The following is a 23,314-nucleotide window of genomic DNA, read 5'->3' on the forward strand; positions in this document are numbered from 1 at the left end:
TGTCATTGGTCATCGGTCATCGGTCATCGGTCAATCTTGACTTTTGACTTTTGACTTTTGACTTTTGACTTTTGTTAACTTAATACGCTACATTGACCTTGATGCCGCAGTAAATGATCGCATAGTACTAAAGCTACCATTGCCTCTACCATCGGTACAGCTCTGGGCAACACGCAGGGATCGTGTCTACCTTTGGCAGCTAATAGTGTCTCTTCCCCTGCATTTGTGACTGTCTTTTGTTCCTTCCGAATTGTCGCTGTTGGTTTAAAAGCAATTCGCAAAATAATATTCTCACCGTTAGAAATTCCTCCTTGTACCCCACCAGAACGGTTGGTAACAGTGCGAATTTCTCCATTTTCATCTGTATAGTATTCGTCGTTGTGTTCGCTACCTGTCATCAGAGTTCCCGCAAACCCAGAGCCAATTTCAAAGCCTTTGGTAGCGGGTAAAGACATGACAGCTTTCGCTAAATCTGCTTCTAGTTTGTCAAATACTGGGGAACCCAAACCTCTAGGTACGTTGCGCGTTACGCACTCGACAACACCACCGACAGAATCGCCTTGTCTGCCAATCTGCTCGATCAATTCAATCATGCGATCGGCACATTCGGGATCGGGACAGCGGACAATGTTACTTTCTACCTGTTCTAGAGTTACGCTGCTGGGATCGACAACGCCTTCTATGTCTTTGATGCGCTTAACATAAGCAACAACTTCTACCCCAGCAACTTGATGTAAGATTTTTTTAGCGATCGCCCCTGCTGCAACTCTGCCAATTGTCTCTCTAGCTGAAGAACGTCCCCCGCCTTGCCAGTTACGAATCCCGTATTTAGCATCATAGGTCGCATCGGCATGGGAAGGGCGATACTTTTGTTGCATCTCGTCATAATCTTGGGGACGGGTATCTTTGTTGCGCACCAAAATCGAGATTGGTGTCCCTAGTGTTTTTCCCTCAAATATCCCCGACAAAATTTCGCAGCTATCAGCTTCTTTACGGGGTGTGGTAATTTTACTTTGCCCTGGTCGCCGGCGATCGAGTTCCCACTGAATTTCCTCCACGGAAATCTCCAAGCGTGGTGGACATCCATCAATGACGACTCCCACACCGCCACCGTGCGATTCGCCAAAAGTCGTCACCCGAAATAAATGTCCGAAGGTATTGCCCATGATGCTGTGTTGTGAGGAACTGTTGATTTTTGTATCACATTCTGAAGCTTTAGATGTAGGGGATTCTTTTTCAGTTATCAGCAATCGGTGATTAGTGGCTGGTGACTGGTGACTAGATGAAGACTCAGATGCTAGCCACTAGCCACTACTCACTACTCACTAACTTGCGCTAATATGTCAGCGCGAGTTGACGGGGAGAGCGAAATGAGACGAAACCGCGATTTTGGGCAGGTACTAAAGGCTATTTGGCAGACACTATCTCTATCGGGGCTTTTGGCTATTACAATTTGGGCAATGACGCGACCTAGTTGGGTGTTACGCGACAATCGACAAGTGGCGATTGAAGGTAACAGTTTGTTATCTAAGCCAGTTATTCTTTCGCGCCTCGCTCTAGCATATCCTCAATCGCTGCTGCAAATTTCGCCAATGGCGATCGCTCAAACTTTGGAATCCTACCCTCCAATTGCTGATGCTAAGGTGGCTCGCCGACTCTTTCCTCCTAGTTTAGTCGTCCAAGTGCAAGAACGCACGCCTGTAGCTGTAGCGATCGCCCGTTTGATTCCCAATAGTTCCACACCCTACTCCAAAGCATCTGTTGGCTTTCTCGACTCGCGGGGCGCGTGGATTCCATTTGAATCTTACCCTGCCCAAGTTCGGCAGCGTCTTAAGCCTCAATTAAAAGTTTTGGGTTCACCAGAGACTTATCGCGCTTACTGGAGTTCCCTTTATCAAAAAATCGGTCAAAGTGGGATTGAAGTTTTGGAAATTGATTGTCAAGATCCAAGCAATCTCATTCTCAAAACTGAATTAGGAACCGTCCACCTCGGTCCTTATAGCGAACGATTAACCAAACAACTTCATGTTTTGGCTCAAATGAGTCCGATTTCAACTCAAATTAATTCTCGCCAAATTGACTATATAGACTTGAAAAATCCTGCCGCTCCTTTAGTACAAATGTATCAAAAAGAAACTGAAGCAAGCCCAGTCCAGAACGTACCGACAAATCCAAAAATAATCAAAAGTAATCTACAGTAATTTCCACTTTTATGAGATGATTTGATGCTATATATTAGAAGTTTTTTAAACATGTATGAAATATGTATAAACAACTTAAATATATTTGGACATCCTCTGTAATTATACTGAGGTAAATTGGAGTCATCGACAAGCTTATTGTAACTTGTCAGTAGAATCACGCTTGAATGTACATGGGTGCAGGCATTACCTTGCTTGCGGAGTAGCGCAAGTTGCAGCACCTATGTCAGAAAATCACTTAAGTATTAGAATTCCCACCACAGAGATGTCTATATTGGAGCAATACTGCAAAAAGCACCAAAGAACCAAAACTGATGTCATTCGCGAGTTTATTCGCTCGCTGTCACAAAATGTATCGATCAGATAGGGGCAAGTATGAAAAAGATTGATTTTACTGGCTAGAGTTCAGTCATTCCACCGCGATCGCGGTGGAATAACTGGATTTTTTTGCAAAAAGGTAAGGAAAAAATTTGCTGATATCAGCAAAATCTCCGAAAAAACTTCGATTTTGTTAAAAAATTAAGAAATACAAGCATTGCATTCGGTTTATTGCTCAATCGCGTAAAAATATACGGTGTTATTTACCATTTGTTCTAGACAAAGGAGACAGCTTTAGAGATGCCAACAATTGCCGCAGCCTCAGTTAAAACAACTTTGCAGCGAGAAATCAGCAGTCGCAATTGCTTTGTATCAGATCGAGCAGTTTATACAGAACAATTTCAAGTTAACTATAGTGCATCCAATTATCTAATCTCTTGAAAACAGCAGTAGGCTCGCCCGTTCGCTGCCAAAGTCAGGTTAGCATTGATGCCTTAACTGAAATTGCCGAGGATAAGCCATAGGAAAAAACCTATAGTAAACTCTTATCCAAATTGTCACGCTTAAAAAAAGTTGTTCGTACACACCTAGATTCCAATGACACTTAACAGTAAAATAGACGTTACCCTTAAAACCTCCCAATCTCCAGGGCGGTCGGATTTTCCATTAGGCATGAATTCGACTGGGGACTTTAACAGTACAGGGCTGCATCTCGGACAAAACTACATCAGGGAAGTTGCTACTGGGGAGGACAACTTGAGCGATAGCAATATTCTTCCGAGTCGGGTAGCGAATATCAAAGTAATCGGTGTCGGTGGCGGTGGTGGCAATGCTGTCAATCGAATGATTGAGAGTGGGGTTACTGGTGTAGAGTTTTGGTCAATTAATACTGATGCTCAGGCGCTGACCCATAGCGCCGCACCTAGAAAGCTACAAATCGGACAAAAGCTGACGCGAGGACTAGGAGCAGGTGGCAATCCAGCAATGGGAGAGAAAGCGGCAGAGGAGTCGCGAGATGAAATTGCTAACGCTATAGGAGAAGCAGACCTAGTATTTATCACCGCTGGGATGGGAGGCGGTACTGGTACAGGTGCGGCACCAACTGTGGCGGAAATCGCCAAGGAAAAGGGTATTTTAACTGTAGGCGTTGTCACCCGTCCTTTTGGTTTTGAAGGTCGTCGCCGTGCTAACCAAGCCCACCAAGGGATAGACGCACTGAAAGACCGAGTTGATACGATGATTCTGATCCCCAACGATAAACTGCTATCGGTAATCTCCGAGCAGACCGCCTTGCGAGATGCGTTTCTGACTGCTGATGAAGTTCTGCGTCAAGGGGTACAAGGAATCTCCGATATTATCACGATCCCTGGGTTAGTGAATGTAGATTTTGCCGACGTGAAAGCAGTCATGGCAGATGCAGGATCGGCACTAATGGGGATCGGCACCGGCTCTGGTAAAACCCGTGCTAGAGAAGCAGCAAACGCAGCTATTTCTTCTCCTTTACTGGAGTCGTCAATTGAAGGAGCAAAAGGAGTCGTCATTAATATTACTGGTGGCAGCGATATGACGCTGCATGAGGTGAATATGGCAGCAGATACGATTTATGAAGTCGTCGATCCCAATGCTAATATCATTTTTGGTGCAGTGATTGATGACAAACTACAAGGGGAAATGAAAATCACTGTCATTGCTACCGGATTCAATCAAGCTGATTCTCAACCAACTACCCCGACTCCAGGTATACCAATTGCTAAAAAATCCCCAACAGCACCAGCGCCGTCAACGCCATCAGCTAATGACAACAAAGAAAAACCTGGCTTGGATATTCCCGAGTTTTTGCAACGGCGGCGACCTTCACGTTGATGGGAAGCGCGATTGTTTTTCTATGGATCGAATATATTCTTCTTGGTAGGGGTACACAGCTGTGCGCCCCTATCGGCGTGCCGTTTCAGGAAACTACATCTACAATTTAATTGGTTCGATTGCCAAAGTTTCCCCAGCAGCAGGTAGAAGTAATTGAGTTTTAGAGCCAGAAGCTGCTAAGCGATCGCTAAATTCTTCTACACTACCAATCGATCGAATTAACATCGGCAAAATTCCCCGAGCTTCGATCTCGCCTAAAGATGTAGGAACGAAAACGCGGGGATGCAAAGTTTGAATCAAATGCATTGCCTCTGTCGATCCCATAATCACCTGTCCCAGCAGTGGAAATACCTGTCCGATAATCGGGGCGATCGCTACATCTAGCCTACCTTGAAATTGAGCTGTAACTTTCTCGGACTGGAACCAATGAGGCTCGTAGTAAACTGTTTCCCCACTCTCCACGTCTTTGAGGAAATAACCATTTTCTACTTGACCTTGAATTGGCGCGCCTGTAACGGCGGTGATGCTTAAAGCACCAAAAATCTCGGTTTGTCCCGGTATCAGAGAACGAACGTCAGTGTAACCTAAGCCCTGAACAATTTTCGCTGCTGTAGGCGAACCTACCACCGGAATCTGACGATCTAATTGTTCTAACGTGGGTTTGTGGCAGTGATCGTCCAACCCTTGAGAAATTAAAATTAAATCTATGTTTGGCAGCGTAGTCGGGTTGTATGCTGGTGGCTTGAGATGAGTCGCGGAAAATAGCCAAGGTTGCCCATAAAAAACTAGCGGATCGATCAGCCACGGATCGATCAGCACTCTCAGCCCAGCAATTTCTAATAACCAGCTATTTAAATCGATTCTAGTCAGTTTCATACTTCATAGTTATCAGTTATCAGTTATCAGTTATCAATTATTAAACGCTGCTAACTAACAATCAATTACCAACAACCACTACGATCGCTGACTAGTTAATTCCGAATTCCGAAGTCAAGCAGGCGGATGACGAGGTTTCCTCGTCATTAAAGCCGCGTCGAATTCCGAATTCTTCACGCTCGCTTTGTTATCAGCTTCGGCAAGTCGCTGGGCGAAATGGAGTTTTTGACTAAATTAGCAAGTTCTTGTAACTGACTAATTGCCTCTGCACCCTCCAACTTCATGAGTTCGCGATCGTCTCTCATTTCAGTCCAGGTAATGCCGTAATCGGACACCAAAAACCGAATCAGATGATTATCTGCCAAACTGACCATAAATGAGGCACTGCTCATTTGTCCGCCGCAAGTATAACAAGACGCAGGATATCCCCGCCGCTCTAGTACAATCGCCAAGGCTTGGAGGTTCATTACCAGATCTTGGACGTATTGTCGGTGTTGCTCTGCCAATCTCAGAAACACTTTTTTCCTCCAAACACCACATCTAATTGTAAACCTTTTTCATTTTTTTTAGAATTTCTTTAGATTTTTGCTGCAATTTGACGATCGCAATAAGAGATTGTAACAGTTCTTTGCGATCGAATTCATCTGCCTCCTAGACGTACCGAATAGGTTAAAGTAAAAGCGCCGTTCCTACGGTATTGAAACAATCTGTTTTAGAAAAATTCCAGATTGAATTATCTAATTTATGCCTGCAACTTCCAAAAAATAGACGCAATAGCTGTTAGAAACTAGGCAAGACTTCGCGAGCGATCGTAAAGAAATAAATTATGAAAACTATAAGGACAACTTAAGTATTTAGCTCGATCTAGCTGAATACTCTAGCTGTCCTCTTAATATCTCTGAATTCAGTTGTTTCACTCCTCGGTCTCAGGAGTGAGTTACTACTTGTATTCTAATCAACAGTTTGCCACCAACCAAAGGCGGGTCCAATAAATCGAATTGTGACCCAGGAAGCAACTAATAGTCCAATACCAATCCAACTAATGCGGGTACTCCACTGCGTAAGTTTCTGTGCTTGACTCTTAGTCACGGGAAACCAGGGAAAGATTTGTGCTTCTTGACCGTACTTATCTCCCAACGCAGCTTTACGACGCTTTGCTTCTCCCATAATCTACTTCCATTCCAAGCTATAAACCCCTTATTTCTGAATCATATCGTATGTTACAAGCCAGAACTCAGAACTCAGAACTCAGAAGAAATAAATCCAAATTGTTACCACTCCCGACTACGCGATTCCGATGCGGAGGACACCTCCGCCTCCACCCGCTTCCCGACTCCCTAATCTTTTGCAAACAAACTAGCATCTAAATAATTACATCTAGCGGCAGGGCTAAGAGCTGCAAGTACCTGCTGTCCGTAACTGCGGTGTAATACGCGACTATCTAGTAAAGCTACGACTCCTTGACGCTCGCGCATAGGCGCGAGCGCCCGTTGTAATTGATTTAAAGCCGCAGGCAATAGATAAAGGGCAAACCAGTCTTGACGCGATCGCTTATAGTATTCGACTCGACCCGCCACAATTGGATGCTCTAGAGATGGTATGGGTAATGTTGTAATAATCGTGAGTTGCGGTACTGGCAAGATACCTTGATGCTGCTGCCAAAAGTCCCAACCGCTGACGAGAATGCTATTCTCATCCAAACTCATTTTTTCTACCTGTACCCGCGAACCAAACTCTGCGGCTAATTGCGCCCCGATTTGCTGTTTTAAAGGCAAATCACCAACTAAAATCATTGTTAATCCTGGCGATACCGTCGCACCAATCAAAGCATAAATTTCTCGCATCAAAGCGGGTTGATATTGGGGGGTATTGGGTAAAGGAAAGCGTTCTGGCGTGTAGAGTTGAATTGATTCGTTGTGGCGATCGCCAGCAAACTTCAAACAAGTCAGTTCTTCTGGTAAACCCAAGCGCTTGCGATAAGTCGTAGCCTCTGTTTCTCGATCTAAGGCACTACCCATGAAGACTACAGGCTGTCGAGTCCAAATTGGTGCAAGAGCCGAAGCCACCTCTGCGGGAGCGCAGTAGAGTGAAAATAAGCCTTGAGAGCGGTTTAGGCTCATCCACAACAAGCAGTCTGGTGTTTGCGATCGCTGTTGGAACAAATACCAATTCTTCGGTAAAGAGAGAGAATTCGGGAGTTGGGAAGCAGCGGGCGGCGAAGCGTCTTCGCCGACATTAGCTGCGTAGTCGGGAATCGGGAGTCGGAAGTCAGAATTCAATGCTACCTTGTCTCCCTTGTCTCCCTTGTCTTCCTTATCTCCTAGCCTAGTAAACAGGCTTTCCAGAATATCCCGCTCTGCTGGGGAGACGAGATAGCACTCGTATGGGTTGGCTGGATGTCGGAAGACGGCTTTTGTCAGTTGGACTCGCGCTTCCCGAATCACTTCCGCCCGATCGGGATAAGCCAGCATCAATTCGTCCCAATTACCAGGATGAATGCTAACAGTTAGTTGCGATCGCGCCCAGTCTTCTAAATCGTCCACCCCATCAATTAGTGTCGGAATGTTGGGCGGAAAATCGCCCGTTCCCGCCCATTGAGCTTGCAGCCAAGCCGCAGGGGTAATGAGTAAAATACCTTGAAAATCGGGATGAATCCAGCGATCGCCGACGATAATACTTTTATTCGTTTGCAGCCATTGCTGTAGAGGCGGAATTTCTACTCGCAACAGACGCTGTTGCACTTCCTCTGTTGCTACTATCACCGCCGGAGATTGCCAAAGTAGAGCTGGCGCTAGATAGCTCAGGCGATAACGTCCCTGATAGCCGCAACCAGCACCCACCTGAATCAAAGCACTACGTCCGAGCCGCAAAGCTCTAGCTACGAGTCGCGCCATCGTCAAATGATGCGACCATGCAGCCTCCGCCTGCGATCGCAGGAAGTTGTGCAGGGAATAATGTACCTCTACTTCAATCACTGACTTCTAATTCTCTACCTAGCGCGAAGTTATCATCCCGATTCCAGTCCTATTATGTATTTGTTAGCTGCTTGTTGTCTGTTCTCCAACGACTGGATTGAAGGTTTTACCCTCAGAGTCTTTTATTTTACTAACTTTTGAGGAGCGAGGAGCGAGGAGCGAGGGGGATAAGGAGGACAAGGGGGACTAGGGGGACTAGAGGACTAGGGAGAAAAGAGAGATGAGGAAGCGCAAGGTAGCACAAGGTCACGCTTGGGAGCAATTACTAACTACCCATTACCCATTACCAATCTAAAAGCCAAAATTTCCCTCACTCCTCGCTCCTCGCTCCTCGCTCCTCCCTTTTCGCCAATCACTAAACCTATTACCAATTCGCACAATGCCAACTTATCCAGACATTTCTTGCGAAACTTTTCGCCATCCGCTCGATCGGCAAGCGGAACAAGCCTTACGGAGTTTACCAGGTTTTGATTTGGTAGCGACACAATTCATCAAATTTTTCTACGAACGCCCCCAAATGGTCTATCACATGGGCAACAGCATTCAAGTGGGAGCGCGCCAGTATTCTAGCGTCTACCAAATTTTTCGCGAATGCGTTCGAGATTTAGATATTTCTCCAGAACCAGTTTTGTTCGTGTCTCAAACTCCCGTCGTCAATGCCTATGCTCTCGGTCAGGAGGAACCTAATATCGTTCTCAACACTGGACTGTTGGATCTATTGAATCCTACAGAAATTCGCACGGTGATAGCACACGAATTAGGACATCTCAAATGCGGTCATACAATTTTGATTCAAATGGCAACTTGGGTGATTTCCACGGCTAACTATATTGGAGCTAGAACTCTAGGGTTGGGAAATTTAGTCAGTAGTGGATTGATCTTTGCCTTCTACGAATGGAAGCGGAAAGCCGAGTTATCGGCAGATCGAGCAGCCTTGATGGTGATGGACGATCTCAAACCAGTCATGCAAACGATGATGAAGCTAGCTGGGGGTAGCATTCAGTACGGTCATGAATGCAGTTTAGACGAGTTTATCCGGCAAGCAGAAAGATTCCAAGAACTCGACCAAGATAGCTTGAACCAAGTTTATAAATTTCTGCTTTACAATAACTTTCCCCAAAACTTGTTTCTAACGCATCCATTTGCGGTAGAACGGATAACTTATCTGCAACAATGGGCAAATTCTGCCGAATATCGTCAAATTCGCCAAGGAAATTATTCGCGATCGCCAGCTCAAAACGCAGTTAACGTCCAAACAGAATCATCCCCATCTGCCGCAACAGAGGATTTGCGCCGTCAAATTGAAGAATTGCAACGCGAGATCGATCGAATCAAGAAGAGGGGTGAGGAGTGAGGAGTGAGGAGTGAGGGAGACAAGGGAAACAAGGAAGACAAGGGAGATAAGGAAGAGATAGCTAATGACAAATGACAAATGACGAATGACAAATTCTTTATAATCAAAGATTGCGTCCCTTTATCAGTGCGTTCCCTTTAGGAAAGTAGTCATGGCAGAAGAAGATATCCGTGCCACGCGGTTAGAGAAAGTCGAGCAGTTGCGGCAGTTGGGTTTAAATCCCTATGCTTATCGTTGGGAATCTACCCACCATGCAGCTCAATTACAAGAAAAGTATGCCGACTTACCCAATGGGGAAGAGGTAGAAATAGAAGTGGCGATCGCGGGTAGAATCATCGCGCGCCGCGTTTTTGGCAAACTGGCTTTCTTCGGCTTGCAAGACGAGACTGGCACGATCCAGCTGTATTTAGATAAAAAAAGAATCGATACTACGATGGCAGAGATCGATCCAGATGCCTTCAATCATCTGAAGCAACTGACAGACGCAGGGGACATTTTAGGCGCAAAAGGGACGATCAAACGCACGGAAAAGGGTGAATTATCGGTTTTTGTTAACCAATACGCTATTCTTACCAAGTCTTTACTTCCCTTGCCCGATAAGTGGCATGGCTTGACTGATGTAGCTAAGCGCTATCGCCAGCGTTACGTAGATTTAATTGTCAACCCAGAAGTCCGGCAAACTTTTCGCCGTCGCGCTCAAATTACGGCAGGAATTCGCCGCTTTTTGGAGCAGCAGGGTTTTATTGAAATTGAAACTCCTGTGCTACAAGCAGAAGCAGGCGGGGCTGATGCTCGTCCCTTCATCACGCATCACAACACCCTAGAAATGGATTTGTATCTGCGGATTGCCACAGAACTCCATCTCAAGCGGTTGGTCGTGGGTGGATTTGAGAAAGTATTTGAATTGGGGCGCATTTTTCGGAACGAGGGCGTTTCTACCCGTCACAATCCAGAATTTACTTCGATTGAAATTTACCAAGCCTACGCCGATTATCACGACGTGATGCAATTGGTAGAAAATATCATCACTACTGTGACACGGGAAGTCTTAGGCACGCTGCAAATCACCTATCAAGACGAGGCGATCGATCTCACACCCCGTGGCGCAGGGTGACGATGCACGATCTCGTACAGGAGAAAACAGGATTAGACTTTCATGCTTTCTCAAGTTTAGATGAGGCAAAGGTTGCGGCGAAACAAGCGGGAATTCAAGCAGTTGAGGAATGTACTTCGATTGGCAAACTCTTGAATGAGACGTTTGAACAATCTTGCGAAGCCACGCTGATTCAACCTACATATGTCATCGATTACCCTGTAGAAATTTCGCCACTTTCCAAGCCTCACCGCTCAAAGCCTGGTTTGGTAGAGCGATTTGAGTTATTTGTAGCTGGACGCGAAACCGCCAACGGATTTTCTGAGTTGAGCGATCCGATCGATCAAAGACAGCGATTAGAAGCACAAGCAGCCCGTAAAGCAGCTGGAGATTTAGAAGCACAGGGAGTAGACGAAGACTTTCTCACAGCTTTAGAGTACGGCTTGCCACCTACTGGTGGTGTAGGCATCGGGATCGATCGCCTGGTGATGCTCTTAACCGATTGTGCCAGTATTCGGGATGCGATCGCCTTTCCTTTACTGAAACCAGAAGCAAGCGAATAGGGAGTTGTAGGGGCGGGTTTTTACAGGATATCCCTGAAAGAACCCAGAATTGAGCGAATAAACCCGCCCGTACAGAAGTCGGGAGTCGGGGAAGAGAGCTGAGGGAGAATTTAATTCCGAATTCCGAATTCCGAATTCCGAATTTCTCTACTGTTCCATCAAGCTTAAAAAAACCTCTTCCAGCGTAGGGCTGACTTTGCGAACTTCTTCTACTTCTACTCCAGCTTGGACTAACATTTTGACGATGGGAGCAGAACTGATGAGTTGATGTAGGGAGATAGTTAAGCGATCGCTCTCATTGTTAATTTTAGAAATGTCAATCTCAGCAATGAGCGGTTGAGACTCTAACCAATCGAGCGCATTTGCTGTAAATCCACGTCCGATAATTTCTAGTTTGGGATTGCCAGCTTGCGATCGCAACCGCTCGGGATGTCCTACTGCTAAAAGTTTACCTTGACGAATCACGCCGACTTGCTGACACAATTTTTCGGCTTCTGCCAAGTTGTGAGTTGTTAAGAATACTGTCACTCCTTCCTGCGCTACCATTTCCTGAATGTTGTCGCGCAAAGCAGCAGCAGCGACGGGATCGAGTCCGATGGTGGGTTCGTCGAGAAAGATTAATGGCGGAGAATGTAACATCGCCCGAGCGATCGCGAGTTTTTGTTTCATGCCCCGACTCCATTCTCCTACTCTTTGATGGCGGCGCTGCCACAAACCCATGTGTGAAAGTAATTCTTGAATCCGCGATCGCCTTTTGGCTGTGGGAATGCGCCAAGCCCGAGCGTAAAATTCTAAGTTATCTTCTGCGCTGAGTCGTTCGTAAAGTCCTGGGTGTTCTAGCAAAGCACCCGTGCGCTGGCGAATGGCATGGGAGTGGGTACGGCAATCGAAACCCAGTACCTCAGCTTGACCAGCCGTTGGCTCTAAAATTCCTAGTAGAAGCCTAATTGTCGTAGTTTTACCAGAACCATTCGCCCCCAAAAAGCCAAACACAATTCCTTGCGGGACTTCCAGCGATAAGTTGTCCAAAGCCGTAACATTACCAAAACTCCGACATAGTTGAGCAGTCCGAATTGCATTAGCACTCATGTCAAGCTGCTGTATGGTGCTGCTCTAGGGTACTGTAAAAATGGTCATTGATGAGTGGCTAGTGACTAGTGGCTAGTGACTAGAAAAGAGTTCAGCCACTAGCCACCAGTCACCAGTCACCAGTCACTGATAACCGATAACCAATTTGCAAAGTGTCACTTGCTACTGTTTTCCCCTAGAGGAGTAGCCTAAACTAAAGTTGTGTGTGAGGAGTGGTATTAAAGAAAAAGCTCTTGGGGTCGAAACACGGCAAGACTCCCAAGAGCTTTTTCTATTTTGGTGCTTCAGATAATGCTGCTACTGCTTAACTTGTGCCACTTAGTAAGAGCGATCGCGAAGTCTTCATCAGTTTTCTAGCCACCAGCCACCAGCCACTAGTCACTGATAACTGCTCACTGGTAACTGGTCATTGGTAGCTGATAAATGCTCGATTTTGGTTCCCAACAACTTGAGAAATTCTGCTAACCAGTTAGGATGAGCGAGCCATGCGGGTGCTGTAACCAAGTTACCATCCACCATCGCCTCGTCTGGAGGAATGTGAACGTATAAACCGCCAGTTTTCATCACGTCGGGTCCGCAGGCTGGGTATGCAGTGCAACTCTTACCTTGTAATACATCGGCTGCTGCTAGGACTTGTAAGCCGTGACAAATTGCCGCAATTGGTTTGTTGGTTTGGGCAAAGTGGCGTGCAATATCTAAAACTTTTTGATTTAGACGGATGTATTCTGGCGCTCTACCGCCTGGTATGACTAAAGCGTCGTAGTTTTCGGCTTTAACTTCATCGAAGGAGGCGTTTAAGGCAAAGTTATGTCCTGGCTTCTCACTGTAAGTTTGGTCGCCTTCAAAATCGTGTATTGCCGTGCGTACCTTTTCCCCTGCTGTTTTATCAGGACAGACAGCATGAACTGTATGTCCTACCATCTGTAGCGCCTGGAATGGAACCATGACTTCATAATCTTCTACGTAGTCACCAACCAGCATCAAAATTTTTTTCGCCGTCATTGGTTTAGTCCTCCATTATGAGTTGGTAATTGGTAATTGGTAATTGGTAATTCGTCGTCGAGCGTACCAATTTACCTCATGTGTAACTTTTTTCTTAACTTCTAACTCATTGGGGTTGGAAGATCGGAGAACTGCGACACTCTCCAAAAAATCTCCGTTATCAAGAGGAGTTGGGGGGATCTTCTATAGCGTTGTTTTAAAAAAATGTTATCATTTGACATTTATCATTTGCGATTTGTCAGATCGTTTTGGTGGTGAACTAGAAGGTATTTGCTGTCGCTCGCTAGCGACAACCAACTACCAACTACCAATTACCAATTACCATTATCAATTTTTTACTACAATAAACTAGGTGACAGTGCATCTGTACTGTTATTTCCAGATCGAGGGTGTGACGCAGCAGTATAAATGATTCCAGTCCAACTTATACTTAAAAACTTCCTCAGTTATCGCGAGACAACTCTCGATTTTAGCGGGCTACATATTGCCTGTATATGTGGCTCGAATGGGGCGGGTAAATCATCTCTACTCGAAGCGATTACCTGGGCGGTTTGGGGTCAGAGTCGTGCTGTAGCGGAAGATGATATCATTCATGCCGGAGCAAAAGAAGTACGGGTTGATTTTCTGTTTTACAGCGATCGCCACAAATATCGCGTGATTCGTACCCGTTACCGAGGACAAAGCAGTTCCCTAGAGTTTCAAGTCGAAACGCCACAAGGCTTTCGCTCGCTAACTGAAAAGGGAGTCCGAGCCACTCAGTCATTAATTTTAGAACACGTTAAGCTGGACTACGAAACATTTATTAACTCAGCGTATTTGCGTCAGGGACGAGCTGATGAATTCATGCTCAAGCGCCCCAACGAACGTAAAGAAATTTTGGCGGAGTTACTGAAACTGCATCGTTATGACGAACTAGAGGAACGGGCAAAAGATCTGTCGAAATCTTTTCGCGCTCAAGCCGATCAATTAGAACAGGCTTTGCAATCGCTTGCCACCCAACTACAACAACAAGAAGCGATCGCCACTCATTTAGCAGAAATTGAAGCTCAAGTCAACCAGTTGCAGCAGGAACAAGCTTTTGATGACATTCAACTCAAAAGCTTACAAGTCATTCGCAGTCAACAACAAAACTGGGAACAACAATTAAGTTTCCTCAAACAGCAGTCTCAAAATCTAACGGTGGATCGCGATCGCCTCCAACAAGAGCATTTAGCGATCGAGTCTCAACTGGCAGCTGTAGCAGAGATTTTAAATCGAGAGCCGGAAATTCAAGCCGGATACCAACACTATCAAGATCTCTTAGGGCAGGAAGAAGAATTCAGCACTAAATTTCAGGAATACAGCCACGCCCAACAACAGCACACTCGATTACAGCAACAACTCGTACAGCAAGTCAACGAACTTCAGCGCCAATTACAACGTGCTGAAGGTCAGCTAGTTATTTTACAACAGCAAGAACAGGAAACTCAACAAGCTCTGAGCAAATCGGCGGAAGTAGAAGCAGGAGTCTTACAACTCGCCGCCGCCCGCGATCGCTTGGCAAATTTAGATCGGCTGCAACTCCAAGTTTCTCCATTGATCCAGCGGCGTAATACCCTGCAAGCTCAAATTGATAAAGTCCAAGCGCGGTTAACTGCCAAACTAGAAGAACTGGAAACGCAACAAATTACCTTGAGCCAGCAGCAATCGACTCAGTCACAGCTACAACAAACCGCAACAGACGTAGCAGTCCAAATCGAGCAGCTAGAGAAAGATAAAGTCTATATCGAACGGGTACGGGAAAAAGGACAGGAACGCCGCCATTTTTTAGAACGCCTGCAAGAGCAACAACGAGAATTTGAAAAGCAATTAGGAGAAGTCGAGCAAAAAATTCAGATGCTCTCCGTACCAGATGCGGTGTGTCCCTTGTGCGAGCGTCCTTTGGACGAACATCATTGGAATCGCGTCGTAGACAAAACTAAAGAACAGAAAAGGGATACTGAAGAACAATTTATAGTTGTCCGAGAACAGTTGGTAGTCACGGAAACTGAAATTCAAGAACTGCGACGACGATATCGGGAAGTCGCGCAGAAACTCACCCAATACGATGCTTTACGAGAGCAACGGGGACAAGTCATCGCGCAACTATCTGCTAGCGATGAGTTGCAAAGTCGCTTAGAACAAATTGCAGCAGAAAAACAACACCTAGAGCGATCGCTAGCCCAGGGAGACTACGCCGCCGATTTACAGGCAGAATTAAATCAACTCAATTCTCAACTTCAGCGACTCAACTACAGCGAAGAAAGCCATGCTTTAGCGCGGAGTGAGGTCGATAAATTGCGATGGGCAGAAGTGCGACAGGCACAAATTAAAGATGCTCAAAAGCGACAGGCACAAATTATCGCCCGACAACCGGAGATGAGAACGCAAATTGACGATTTGTCTCAGCAAATCGAGCAATACCAAGTTGAGTCTGAATGTGCCAAACAAATAGCCGCGATCGCCGATCGGATTGACGAAATCGGTTACGATCCGGATCGACACAGCGCCCTCAGAACGGCAATTCGACAAGCCCAAGTGTGGCAATTGAGCTATCAACAACTACTCTCAGCTCAAGAACAGTATCCTCAACTAGAGCAGCGATCGCGCGATTTAGCTGAAGCCGTACAAGCTAGAACTGCCGAACGCCAAGTTCTTGCGGTTCAAATTGAAGAAGTGATTCAAAAGTTAGAACAGTCTCCCAATACCACAACTGAAATTCAAACTCTAGAATCACAATTGGCGTTTCGTCGCCGCCAACTCGACGATTGCCTCAGTCAGTTAGGACGCTTGCAGCAGCAGTCTCAGCAATTAGCCGCGATGCAAGCTCAGCAGGAACAACAGCAGCAACAACTCCAAGTTGCTCGTCGGCAACAGCGAGTTTATCAAGAATTAGGGCAGGCGTTTGGCAAAAACGGCATTCAAGCGCTGATGATTGAAAATCTGCTGCCTCAACTGGAAGCAGAAACCAACCAATTGTTAGCGCGGCTGTCTGCCAACCAGTTACACGTCCAATTTATTACCCAAAAAACCGGACGTAGCGGACGCGCAGCGAAAAAAAATGCCAAAACGATCGATACCTTAGATATTTTAATTGCCGATGCACGGGGAACCAGACCTTACGAAACCTACTCTGGCGGCGAGGCATTTCGGATCAATTTTGCCATTAGACTAGCCCTGGCGAGATTGTTAGCCCAAAGAGCAGGAGCATCTTTACAATTATTGATTGTTGATGAGGGGTTTGGTACGCAAGACCAAGAAGGGTGCGATCGCCTAATTGCCGCAGTCAACGCGATCGCTGCTGACTTTTCTTGCATTCTGGCAGTGACGCACATGCCCTATTTCAAAGAAGCTTTCCAAGCCCGGATCGAAGTCGTCAAGACTCAAAATGGTTCTCAACTGAGTTTGTCTATGTAAGGGAACAGGGGAAAGAGAGCTGAGGGAGCTGAGGGAGCGCAAGGTTGCTGAGGGAGAAAAACAACCAACAACTAACAACCAACAACTAACAACCAACAGCCAACAACCAACAACTAACAACTAATCATAATCTACGGTTATCTTATCGGGATACGTTGCTTTAAATTAGAGTGTCTGATAAGATAATGCTCATAGCGAGTCAGCTGTAGCACATCTAATTTGCACCATGCAGTGAGCTAAACTTGAGCGTGTTGTAGCTTTCAGCCTTTTGCCTTTTAACTTTTGACTTTTTACTACCATCAGCTTATGAGCGGGCTAGGACAATTACAAGACTGGGTAGCAAGTACTGATGAAACTATCGGTAAAAACGCGATCGGCAATGCCTATTTGAGTCAGCAACAGCAACGCGAACCGATGTTTTACTATTTTGCTTACGGCTCTTGTATGTGTCCGGTAGATTTAAAGCGATCGCTCGGTGAAAAAACACACGTATACGCGATCGGTCCTGCGACTCTCAAAGGCTATAGGTTGGGCTTTTATTCCTATTCTCCGTTACGAAACTCTGGTGTATTGGATGTCGTCCCCGATAAAACAGCTAGCGTGGAAGGGGTATTGTACATGCTACCAAAACGCCTGAGCCAAGCCCTCGATCGCCGTGAGGGAGTCGCTGAAAATTGGTATCGTCACGAAAGAATCAGCGTCCACAGCCGAGAACGTCTGTACAAAGGCGTGCGGACATACGTTGTCGTGAATAAACTAGCAACAGAAATGCCCCTAACGACTGGTATTTTGATGTAGTCCTTAGAGGTGCAGTAACTTGCGGCTTGTCAGAAAAATATTGCTGGCAATTGTTCGATCGCATGTACCAGTTGCAAAGGCAAGCGGTAATTGGTAATTGGTAATTGGTAATTGGTAATTCGGAATGACCCTTGTACGGGCGGGTTTTGAACCAAGATTTATTGTCAAAACCTGTGAACCTTTTGCTAAACCCGCCCCTACAACTCCTGCTTCCTGATTACTGATAACTGCTCACTGGTAACTGGTTACTGGTCGCTGGTTTGCCTGTCTCAATTGGCAAAGATGGATCGCGAGACCATTCATTCCATGAAGCAAAATAGTTTCTCACGTTTTTAATCCCCGCTTCTTGAAGGGCGATTAAGGTGTTGGAGGCGCGAGAGCCTTTGAAACAGTAGACATACACCGTTGATTCTGGAGTAATGCCCACCTTCTCACACATCGCTAAAACTTCTTCTTTGGAACGGAGTGTAGGAATTTCAGTATTGGGAACCATGAAGTCATACCACTCAATCCAAACCGCACCGGGAATCCTACCTTTGCGGGGACAGAAATCTACACCATAAGGGGAAGAACTGTCACCCATCCACTCATCGCGATCGCGCACGTCTAACTTGATAATGGCTGGGTCGTCCAAAGACTGCAACATCTGTTCTGTAGTCACCATAATTGCCGGATCGATGTCCATCACAAACGTTGTTGGTTCTGGTGTAGGAACTTCCGCAGTTGTCGGTAACCCCATCTTCAACCAAGCTTGATAACCGCCATGCAATACGGATACTTGCTGACAACCAAAATACTTCAGCAGAAAGTATCCTCGACAAGATTGTCCAAAGCCTTTATTCATCGCCTCTTCGTAGATGACAATCTTTTCTCTACCTGAAATACCAGCTACGCCTAAAAGTTTGGCAAATTCCGCGTGCAGGCTATTCAATCCTTCAGGTGTAGAGGCAGCTAAATAAGTAAAAATCTCGCGAATATTGACTGCGCCAGGAATATGGGCAATTGCGTACTCTTCTGGAGCGCGAGTGTCAACGATCGCTATTGACTCCTGCTGCACTAAAGTCGCAAGTTCTTCTGGGGAAATCAGCGGTTTCATTGTTTTGCCTTATTCCTTTTTGATTTGGACAATCTTATGGACTCACTCTGAAGCATCGCAGTCAGGTGAAATGGGCAAGCGGGGCTTAAAAGACAGCACCCGCACCCAGTAACTAATGCATTCCACCAAGACTGGTGCTATTAAATAGAACGTTCTATCCACTAACTAGTATTAAGGTAGCTAGCACAAATAAAAAGTGTCTCACTATACCAGTTGGCTTATATCTTTAGAGATAGGCATTCATTTTACGTAGAACAAAAGAAAGTTAAGTATAAATGTTTTTATGTAATTTTTAAATATCAATAACTAACATAAGAGCTTGCAGCTACTCCAGCAAAAAAAAATTGTATAAAAAGTTTCCCAATGGAGAGAATTTAGACGAAGAGTACAAGAGATATTATGAATGCAAGCAAAAAGTTTAAGTAACAGTTATCAGTTATTGTAGGGGCGGGTTTAGCCAACAGATTAACCATTAAAACAGTAGTTCGAGAGTCAAAACCCGCCCGTACAGTTATCAGTCAACCATCAACCGATCGCTCATAATTATTTCTTATTGTTCAAATCGGCAGGATTGATATTTATTAAAGGTAGACTACTGTTACCGCTCATAACTGTAGGGAAACGCCCATCCCATTTTTCAATCGCTTGTTTTTGCAGTATTTCTGGAGTCAAAGTAAGTCGCTGCAATCTTTGCGCTTCTGCTTGTCCTTTAGCACGGTTAACTTCTGCTTGCGCTTCTTTTGTCGCTTTTAAAGCAACAAAATCTGCTTGCTTGGCTTCCTGTTCGGCAATTTGTTTTGACTCAATAGCTTTGCTAAACTCTGGCGAGAAGGAAAAATTCACTAGAGAAACGTCGTCTACCATGACTCCATAATCTCCCAGACGAGATTTTAGAGCATCGTCAATTTCTGCTTTTAAGTCTGTTCTTTTGGTAATAATTTCTTCCGCAGTTTTTTTTGCAGTTGCCGCTTTGAGAACTTCAGAGACGGCTGGAGTAACGATCCCGTCAACAATTTGTTCTTCATCTCCGACTCGTTGAAAAATCTTATTGACCTGTGTAGGATCGATGTGCCAGTTAACAGCTAGTTCTGTGGTGACTTTTTGCAAGTCTTTAGAAGCAGCATCAGCATTAAAACTGCTTTTCTGAACGCGCACGCTCAAAGTTTTAACTGTGGTAACAAAAGGTACGATCGCATGTAATCCTTCATCCAGAATTCCCTCTTGAACTTTGCCAAATTGCATCATTACGCCTCTTTGCCCTGCATTAACGATCGCAAAAGGACGAAAGATGAATGCAACAATTAATAGAACGATCCCGCCAGCAAAGGGCAAACTTGTTTTAAGATAATCGCTGTTTCTCATAAAATTAGTGGCTAGTGGCGCTTTGGCTAGTGGTTAGGTGAAAAGTCAAGTCGCTGTCTACTTGTTCATTTAGTTATTCAATACCAATTATTCATTATTAATCCGTACTGTTTGGTTTTAATTGTATTAAGCGCTCAAATAATAGAATTTGGGGAAAATTGCTAAAAATCTTAAGATAAGCATCTTCCTGAGTTATTGATAACTGGTTGCTGATAACTGATAACTTTGTAGAGACGTTACATATAACGTCTCTACACTGATAAGTGATAACTGACAACTGACAACTGATTCATGAAAATTAACCAACGCCATACTTGGGCTTTAACTACAGCAGAAGCGATCGCAATTCAAGAAAAATTACGAGGTGAAATTATTACTACAGATAAAATTCCGACACCAGTACAGTATGTTGCAGGTGTAGATATGGGTTTTGAGGCAGATGGTACGATAAGTCGAGCTGCGGTTGCCGTGCTAAGTTTTCCCAGTCTGCAACTCCAAGAAACAGCGATCGCGCGTCGTCCGACAAGTTTTCCCTATATCCCAGGATTCTTATCATTTCGGGAAGTTCCTGCCGTTCTTGATGCTCTGGAAAAAATTAACATTACGCCCGATATAATTTTGTGTGACGGTCAGGGAATTGCTCATCCGCGTCGATTTGGAATCGCTTGTCATTTAGGGTTAATTGTGGATATACCAACTATAGGTGTGGCAAAGTCTCTACTGATTGGCAAACATCAAGAAGTCCCAGAAGCACGAGGTAGTTGGCAACTATTAACCGATAAAGGAGAAACTATTGGTGCAGTACTTAGAACCAGAACTGGGACAAAACCACTCTATATTTCTAGCGGGCATCGAGTCAGCTTAACCACTGCGATCGATTATGTTTTGCAATGTACGCCAAAATATCGTCTGCCAGAAACTACCCGCATTGCAGATAAATTAGCTTCGTCAAAGTGAAAATAAGGCAGAGGACAGATGACAGGGGCAGAAGGAATGCGTACTTTGGAGTTTAACTGCGATCGCTGACTCGGTAACAATATGGACGCTCTGCTGCTGGATAAGATCGACTAATGCTAGGTACACTGCTAGACGGGCGCTACAGCATTATTAGCCAATTGGGACGCGGCTACTATGGGGAAACCTACCTTGCTGAAGACCTGCGCAGAATGAAAAGACAGTGCGTGGTGAAACGGTTGAAACCAGCAAGCAACGATCCAAATACATTACGAGAAGCAAAGCTATTATTTGATTCTGAAGCTAGAGTTTTAGAAAGTTTGGGAAGAAGACACGAGAAAACTCCAGACTTACTCGATTATTTTATTGAAAACGAAGAATTTTATTTAGTACAGGAACTCGTTGAAGGTTATCCCTTAAGTACGTTACTGGCAGACGGTCAGCAGCTACCAGAAGCAGAGGTATTCAATCTGCTTGTAGATGTACTAGAAATTTTGAATTTTGTCCACCAGAGTCAAGTCATTCATCGAGATATCAAACCCAGTAATATCATTCGACGACACAAAGATGGGAAATCGATCTTAATTGACTTTGGGGCAGTTAAGCAAGTTAATACTCAGATAGTTGTTGGAAACGGACAAGTTACTTTCACGCGCGCGATCGGCACACCGGGATATATGCCAATCGAGCAAGCCAGAGGCAGACCGCGTTATGCTAGCGATATTTATGCGCTGGGAATGTCGGCAATTCAAGCTTTGACTGGAGTAGCGCCAAGCGAATTAAGCGAAGATGCAGATGGGGAAGTTATCTGGCGCGATCGCGCCCAAGTTTCACCTCACCTAGCAGCAATTTTAGACAAGATGGTGCGTTCCCAAATAAGCGATCGCTACCAATCAGCAGACAAAGTACTATACGACTTACAACAACTTCAACGCTTTAGTTCTACTCCTACCCGCAGGCGATCGCTACCACCAATTAGATTACATCCGCGCAATCTCAGTGCTTTAGTTGCAGGTGGTGCAACTCTTCTACTTTTTTTGCTTGGAACTCAAATCTATGCCTACAGTCGATTTGGAGTATTTCCAGCCGATGTATTTGCGGTGATGCGGAGTTTACCGAGCAGCTTGCTACTAGAAAGATCGGCAGGTGGGCGCTCAGTTGATGCTCACCGCGCTCCTCTGAGTGTAAACGCGCCGATTTTTAGTAACTATAATTGTGTCACTTTCAGCTCTGATGGGCAAACGTTTGCTACTGGTAGCGGTGATGGGTCAATTAAGATTTGGGATTTTAATACGGGCAAACTACAGCGTCTTTTAACCGGACATTCAGGTCACGTCCATTCCCTAACGATGAGTCCAGATGGAGAAATTCTTGCTAGTGGGAGTGGCGATCGCACGATCAAGTTGTGGAATCCTCACACGGGTAAACTGATCCAAACTCTCAGTGGCGGATTAAACCATGTTAATTCAGTGGCGATCGCGACCGACGGACAAACTTTGGCAAGTGGGAGCAATGACGGAATTGTCAAGCTGTGGAATTTGAATACAGGTCAATTGCGACATAACCTCAACGGACATTCCGGCGATGTCAATGCTGTTGCCATCAGCCGCGATGGACAAATTCTTGCCACTGGTAGCAGCGACGAGACGATTAAGTTGTGGAATCTGGATACAGGCAAGTTAATTCGGACTATCAGTGGTGCTGGAAATGTGTTTTCCCTAGCTACGAGCAACAACGGACAAATTGCTAGTGGCAGTAGTGATGGGACAATTAAACTGTGGAATCTGAATACGGGTCAGCTCGTTCGTACCTTGAGCAGCGATCGCAGCGTAGTCACTTCTGTTGCGATCGGCTCTGATGGTAAAACACTGGCAAGTAACAGTAGCGATCGCATTGTCAAGCTGTGGAATCTGGAGACAGGCAAGTTACGCCACACCTTAATCGGCTACGTGACAGGAAATGCAGACTATTTTAATGCCGTCGCCTTCAGTCCCAGGGGACAAACATTAGTTAGCGGGACTGGTAATGGCACAATTGATGTTTGGCGCGTACCGCAGCAGTAGCCGATCCCCCAACCCCCTTAAAAAGGGGGCATTCATTCCCCCTTCAAAAGGGGGGCTAGGGGGGATCGAGATCTCAATTTTCAAGCGCGTAACTCCAAAATTGGAGATTAGACTAGTTTCCGGTGCAAAACATGAGAAAGTATCAGTGAAAAAATTAGTGTAGCTCTGCATATTGTTAATAAGATTTTGTGAATGAATTCATTTCGAGAAGATTAATAAATATTTCAATAGTTGAATAATACCAACTATTTTAGATGGTGATTAACTAGCTC

At 45.2% G+C, this 23,314-nt stretch carries 15 protein-coding genes and 2 pseudogenes; 8 read left to right on the forward strand and 9 right to left on the reverse strand.

The genetic code is table 11. The annotated features are described in order from the left end of the window. Nucleotides 1–74: 74 nt before the first annotated feature. A complete protein-coding gene (gene aroC, locus M5J74_RS13510; protein ID WP_015154605.1) occupies nucleotides 75–1,166 on the reverse strand; it encodes a chorismate synthase in 1,092 nt (363 codons plus the stop codon). Between the two features lie 204 nt (nucleotides 1,167–1,370). Here aroC and M5J74_RS13515 point away from each other — a divergent pair, with 204 nt between their 5' ends. Beyond that, complete coding sequence (locus tag M5J74_RS13515; protein WP_015154606.1) at nucleotides 1,371–2,201, forward strand: cell division protein FtsQ/DivIB; 831 nt, start codon at nucleotides 1,371–1,373, stop codon at nucleotides 2,199–2,201. 915 nt (nucleotides 2,202–3,116) lie between these two features. Further along, nucleotides 3,117–4,382 (forward strand): cell division protein FtsZ, encoded by a 1,266-nt coding sequence (gene ftsZ / locus M5J74_RS13520; protein ID WP_015154609.1) that lies wholly within the window; start codon nucleotides 3,117–3,119, stop codon nucleotides 4,380–4,382. A 99-nt stretch (nucleotides 4,383–4,481) separates the two neighbouring features. Here the strand turns inward: ftsZ and M5J74_RS13525 are convergent, their stop codons facing one another. The 4 genes from M5J74_RS13525 to M5J74_RS13540 form a co-directional block, all read right to left on the reverse strand. Beyond that, nucleotides 4,482–5,258 (reverse strand): MBL fold metallo-hydrolase, encoded by a 777-nt coding sequence (locus M5J74_RS13525; RefSeq protein ID WP_250016968.1) that lies wholly within the window; start codon nucleotides 5,256–5,258, stop codon nucleotides 4,482–4,484. Nucleotides 5,259–5,431: 173 nt separating this feature from the next. Next, nucleotides 5,432–5,776: a DUF1815 family protein gene (locus M5J74_RS13530; protein ID WP_015154611.1), complete on the reverse strand. Its 345-nt coding sequence runs from the start codon at nucleotides 5,774–5,776 to the stop codon at nucleotides 5,432–5,434. Between the two features lie 433 nt (nucleotides 5,777–6,209). Further along, nucleotides 6,210–6,425, reverse strand: coding sequence for a DUF2839 domain-containing protein (locus M5J74_RS13535; protein WP_106168095.1), 216 nt, complete (start codon nucleotides 6,423–6,425; stop codon nucleotides 6,210–6,212). Nucleotides 6,426–6,595: 170 nt separating this feature from the next. After that, nucleotides 6,596–8,233 (reverse strand): helicase C-terminal domain-containing protein, encoded by a 1,638-nt coding sequence (locus tag M5J74_RS13540; protein ID WP_250016969.1) that lies wholly within the window; start codon nucleotides 8,231–8,233, stop codon nucleotides 6,596–6,598. 379 nt (nucleotides 8,234–8,612) lie between these two features. On the opposite strand from M5J74_RS13540, the gene M5J74_RS13545 reads away from it, so the two are divergent. Beyond that, complete coding sequence (locus M5J74_RS13545; protein ID WP_106216057.1) at nucleotides 8,613–9,587, forward strand: M48 family metallopeptidase; 975 nt, start codon at nucleotides 8,613–8,615, stop codon at nucleotides 9,585–9,587. A gap of 151 nt (nucleotides 9,588–9,738) precedes the next feature. Beyond that, nucleotides 9,739–11,243, forward strand: a pseudogene (gene lysS, locus M5J74_RS13550) (lysine--tRNA ligase). Between the two features lie 147 nt (nucleotides 11,244–11,390). Here the strand turns inward: lysS and M5J74_RS13555 are convergent. Beyond that, nucleotides 11,391–12,332: an ABC transporter ATP-binding protein gene (locus M5J74_RS13555; protein WP_250016970.1), complete on the reverse strand. Its 942-nt coding sequence runs from the start codon at nucleotides 12,330–12,332 to the stop codon at nucleotides 11,391–11,393. A 378-nt stretch (nucleotides 12,333–12,710) separates the two neighbouring features. Then, entirely contained in the window at nucleotides 12,711–13,334 is a 624-nt protein-coding gene (locus tag M5J74_RS13560; protein WP_106216058.1) for a DJ-1/PfpI family protein, read from the reverse strand. 408 nt (nucleotides 13,335–13,742) lie between these two features. Here M5J74_RS13560 and sbcC point away from each other — a divergent pair, with 408 nt between their 5' ends. Continuing rightward, on the forward strand, nucleotides 13,743–16,769 hold the full coding sequence (gene sbcC, locus M5J74_RS13565; RefSeq protein WP_250016972.1) for an exonuclease subunit SbcC: 3,027 nt from the start codon (nucleotides 13,743–13,745) through the stop codon (nucleotides 16,767–16,769). Between the two features lie 414 nt (nucleotides 16,770–17,183). Beyond that, nucleotides 17,184–17,671: pseudogene (locus M5J74_RS13570) on the forward strand (gamma-glutamylcyclotransferase). Between the two features lie 113 nt (nucleotides 17,672–17,784). On the opposite strand, the gene M5J74_RS13575 reads toward M5J74_RS13570, so the two are convergent. Together M5J74_RS13575 and M5J74_RS13580 are read right to left on the reverse strand one after the other, a co-directional pair. Next, nucleotides 17,785–18,663 carry a sulfurtransferase gene (locus M5J74_RS13575; protein WP_127022505.1) on the reverse strand — a complete coding sequence of 293 codons (879 nt, stop codon included), beginning with the start codon at nucleotides 18,661–18,663 and terminating at the stop codon, nucleotides 17,785–17,787. 543 nt (nucleotides 18,664–19,206) lie between these two features. Next, nucleotides 19,207–20,025 carry a prohibitin family protein gene (locus tag M5J74_RS13580; RefSeq protein WP_106168425.1) on the reverse strand — a complete coding sequence of 273 codons (819 nt, stop codon included), beginning with the start codon at nucleotides 20,023–20,025 and terminating at the stop codon, nucleotides 19,207–19,209. 291 nt (nucleotides 20,026–20,316) lie between these two features. Here M5J74_RS13580 and nfi point away from each other — a divergent pair, with 291 nt between their 5' ends. Further along, nucleotides 20,317–20,982, forward strand: a complete 666-nt coding sequence (gene nfi / locus M5J74_RS13585; RefSeq protein ID WP_106216062.1) for a deoxyribonuclease V — start codon at nucleotides 20,317–20,319, stop codon at nucleotides 20,980–20,982. Between the two features lie 113 nt (nucleotides 20,983–21,095). Then, nucleotides 21,096–23,042, forward strand: coding sequence for a serine/threonine-protein kinase (locus tag M5J74_RS13590; RefSeq protein WP_250016974.1), 1,947 nt, complete (start codon nucleotides 21,096–21,098; stop codon nucleotides 23,040–23,042). The last annotated feature ends 272 nt before the right edge of the window (nucleotides 23,043–23,314 follow it).

It is taken from the genome of Chroococcidiopsis sp. CCNUC1 (genome assembly GCF_023546805.1).
Lineage (GTDB): Bacteria > Cyanobacteriota > Cyanobacteriia > Cyanobacteriales > Chroococcidiopsidaceae > Chroococcidiopsis > Chroococcidiopsis thermalis.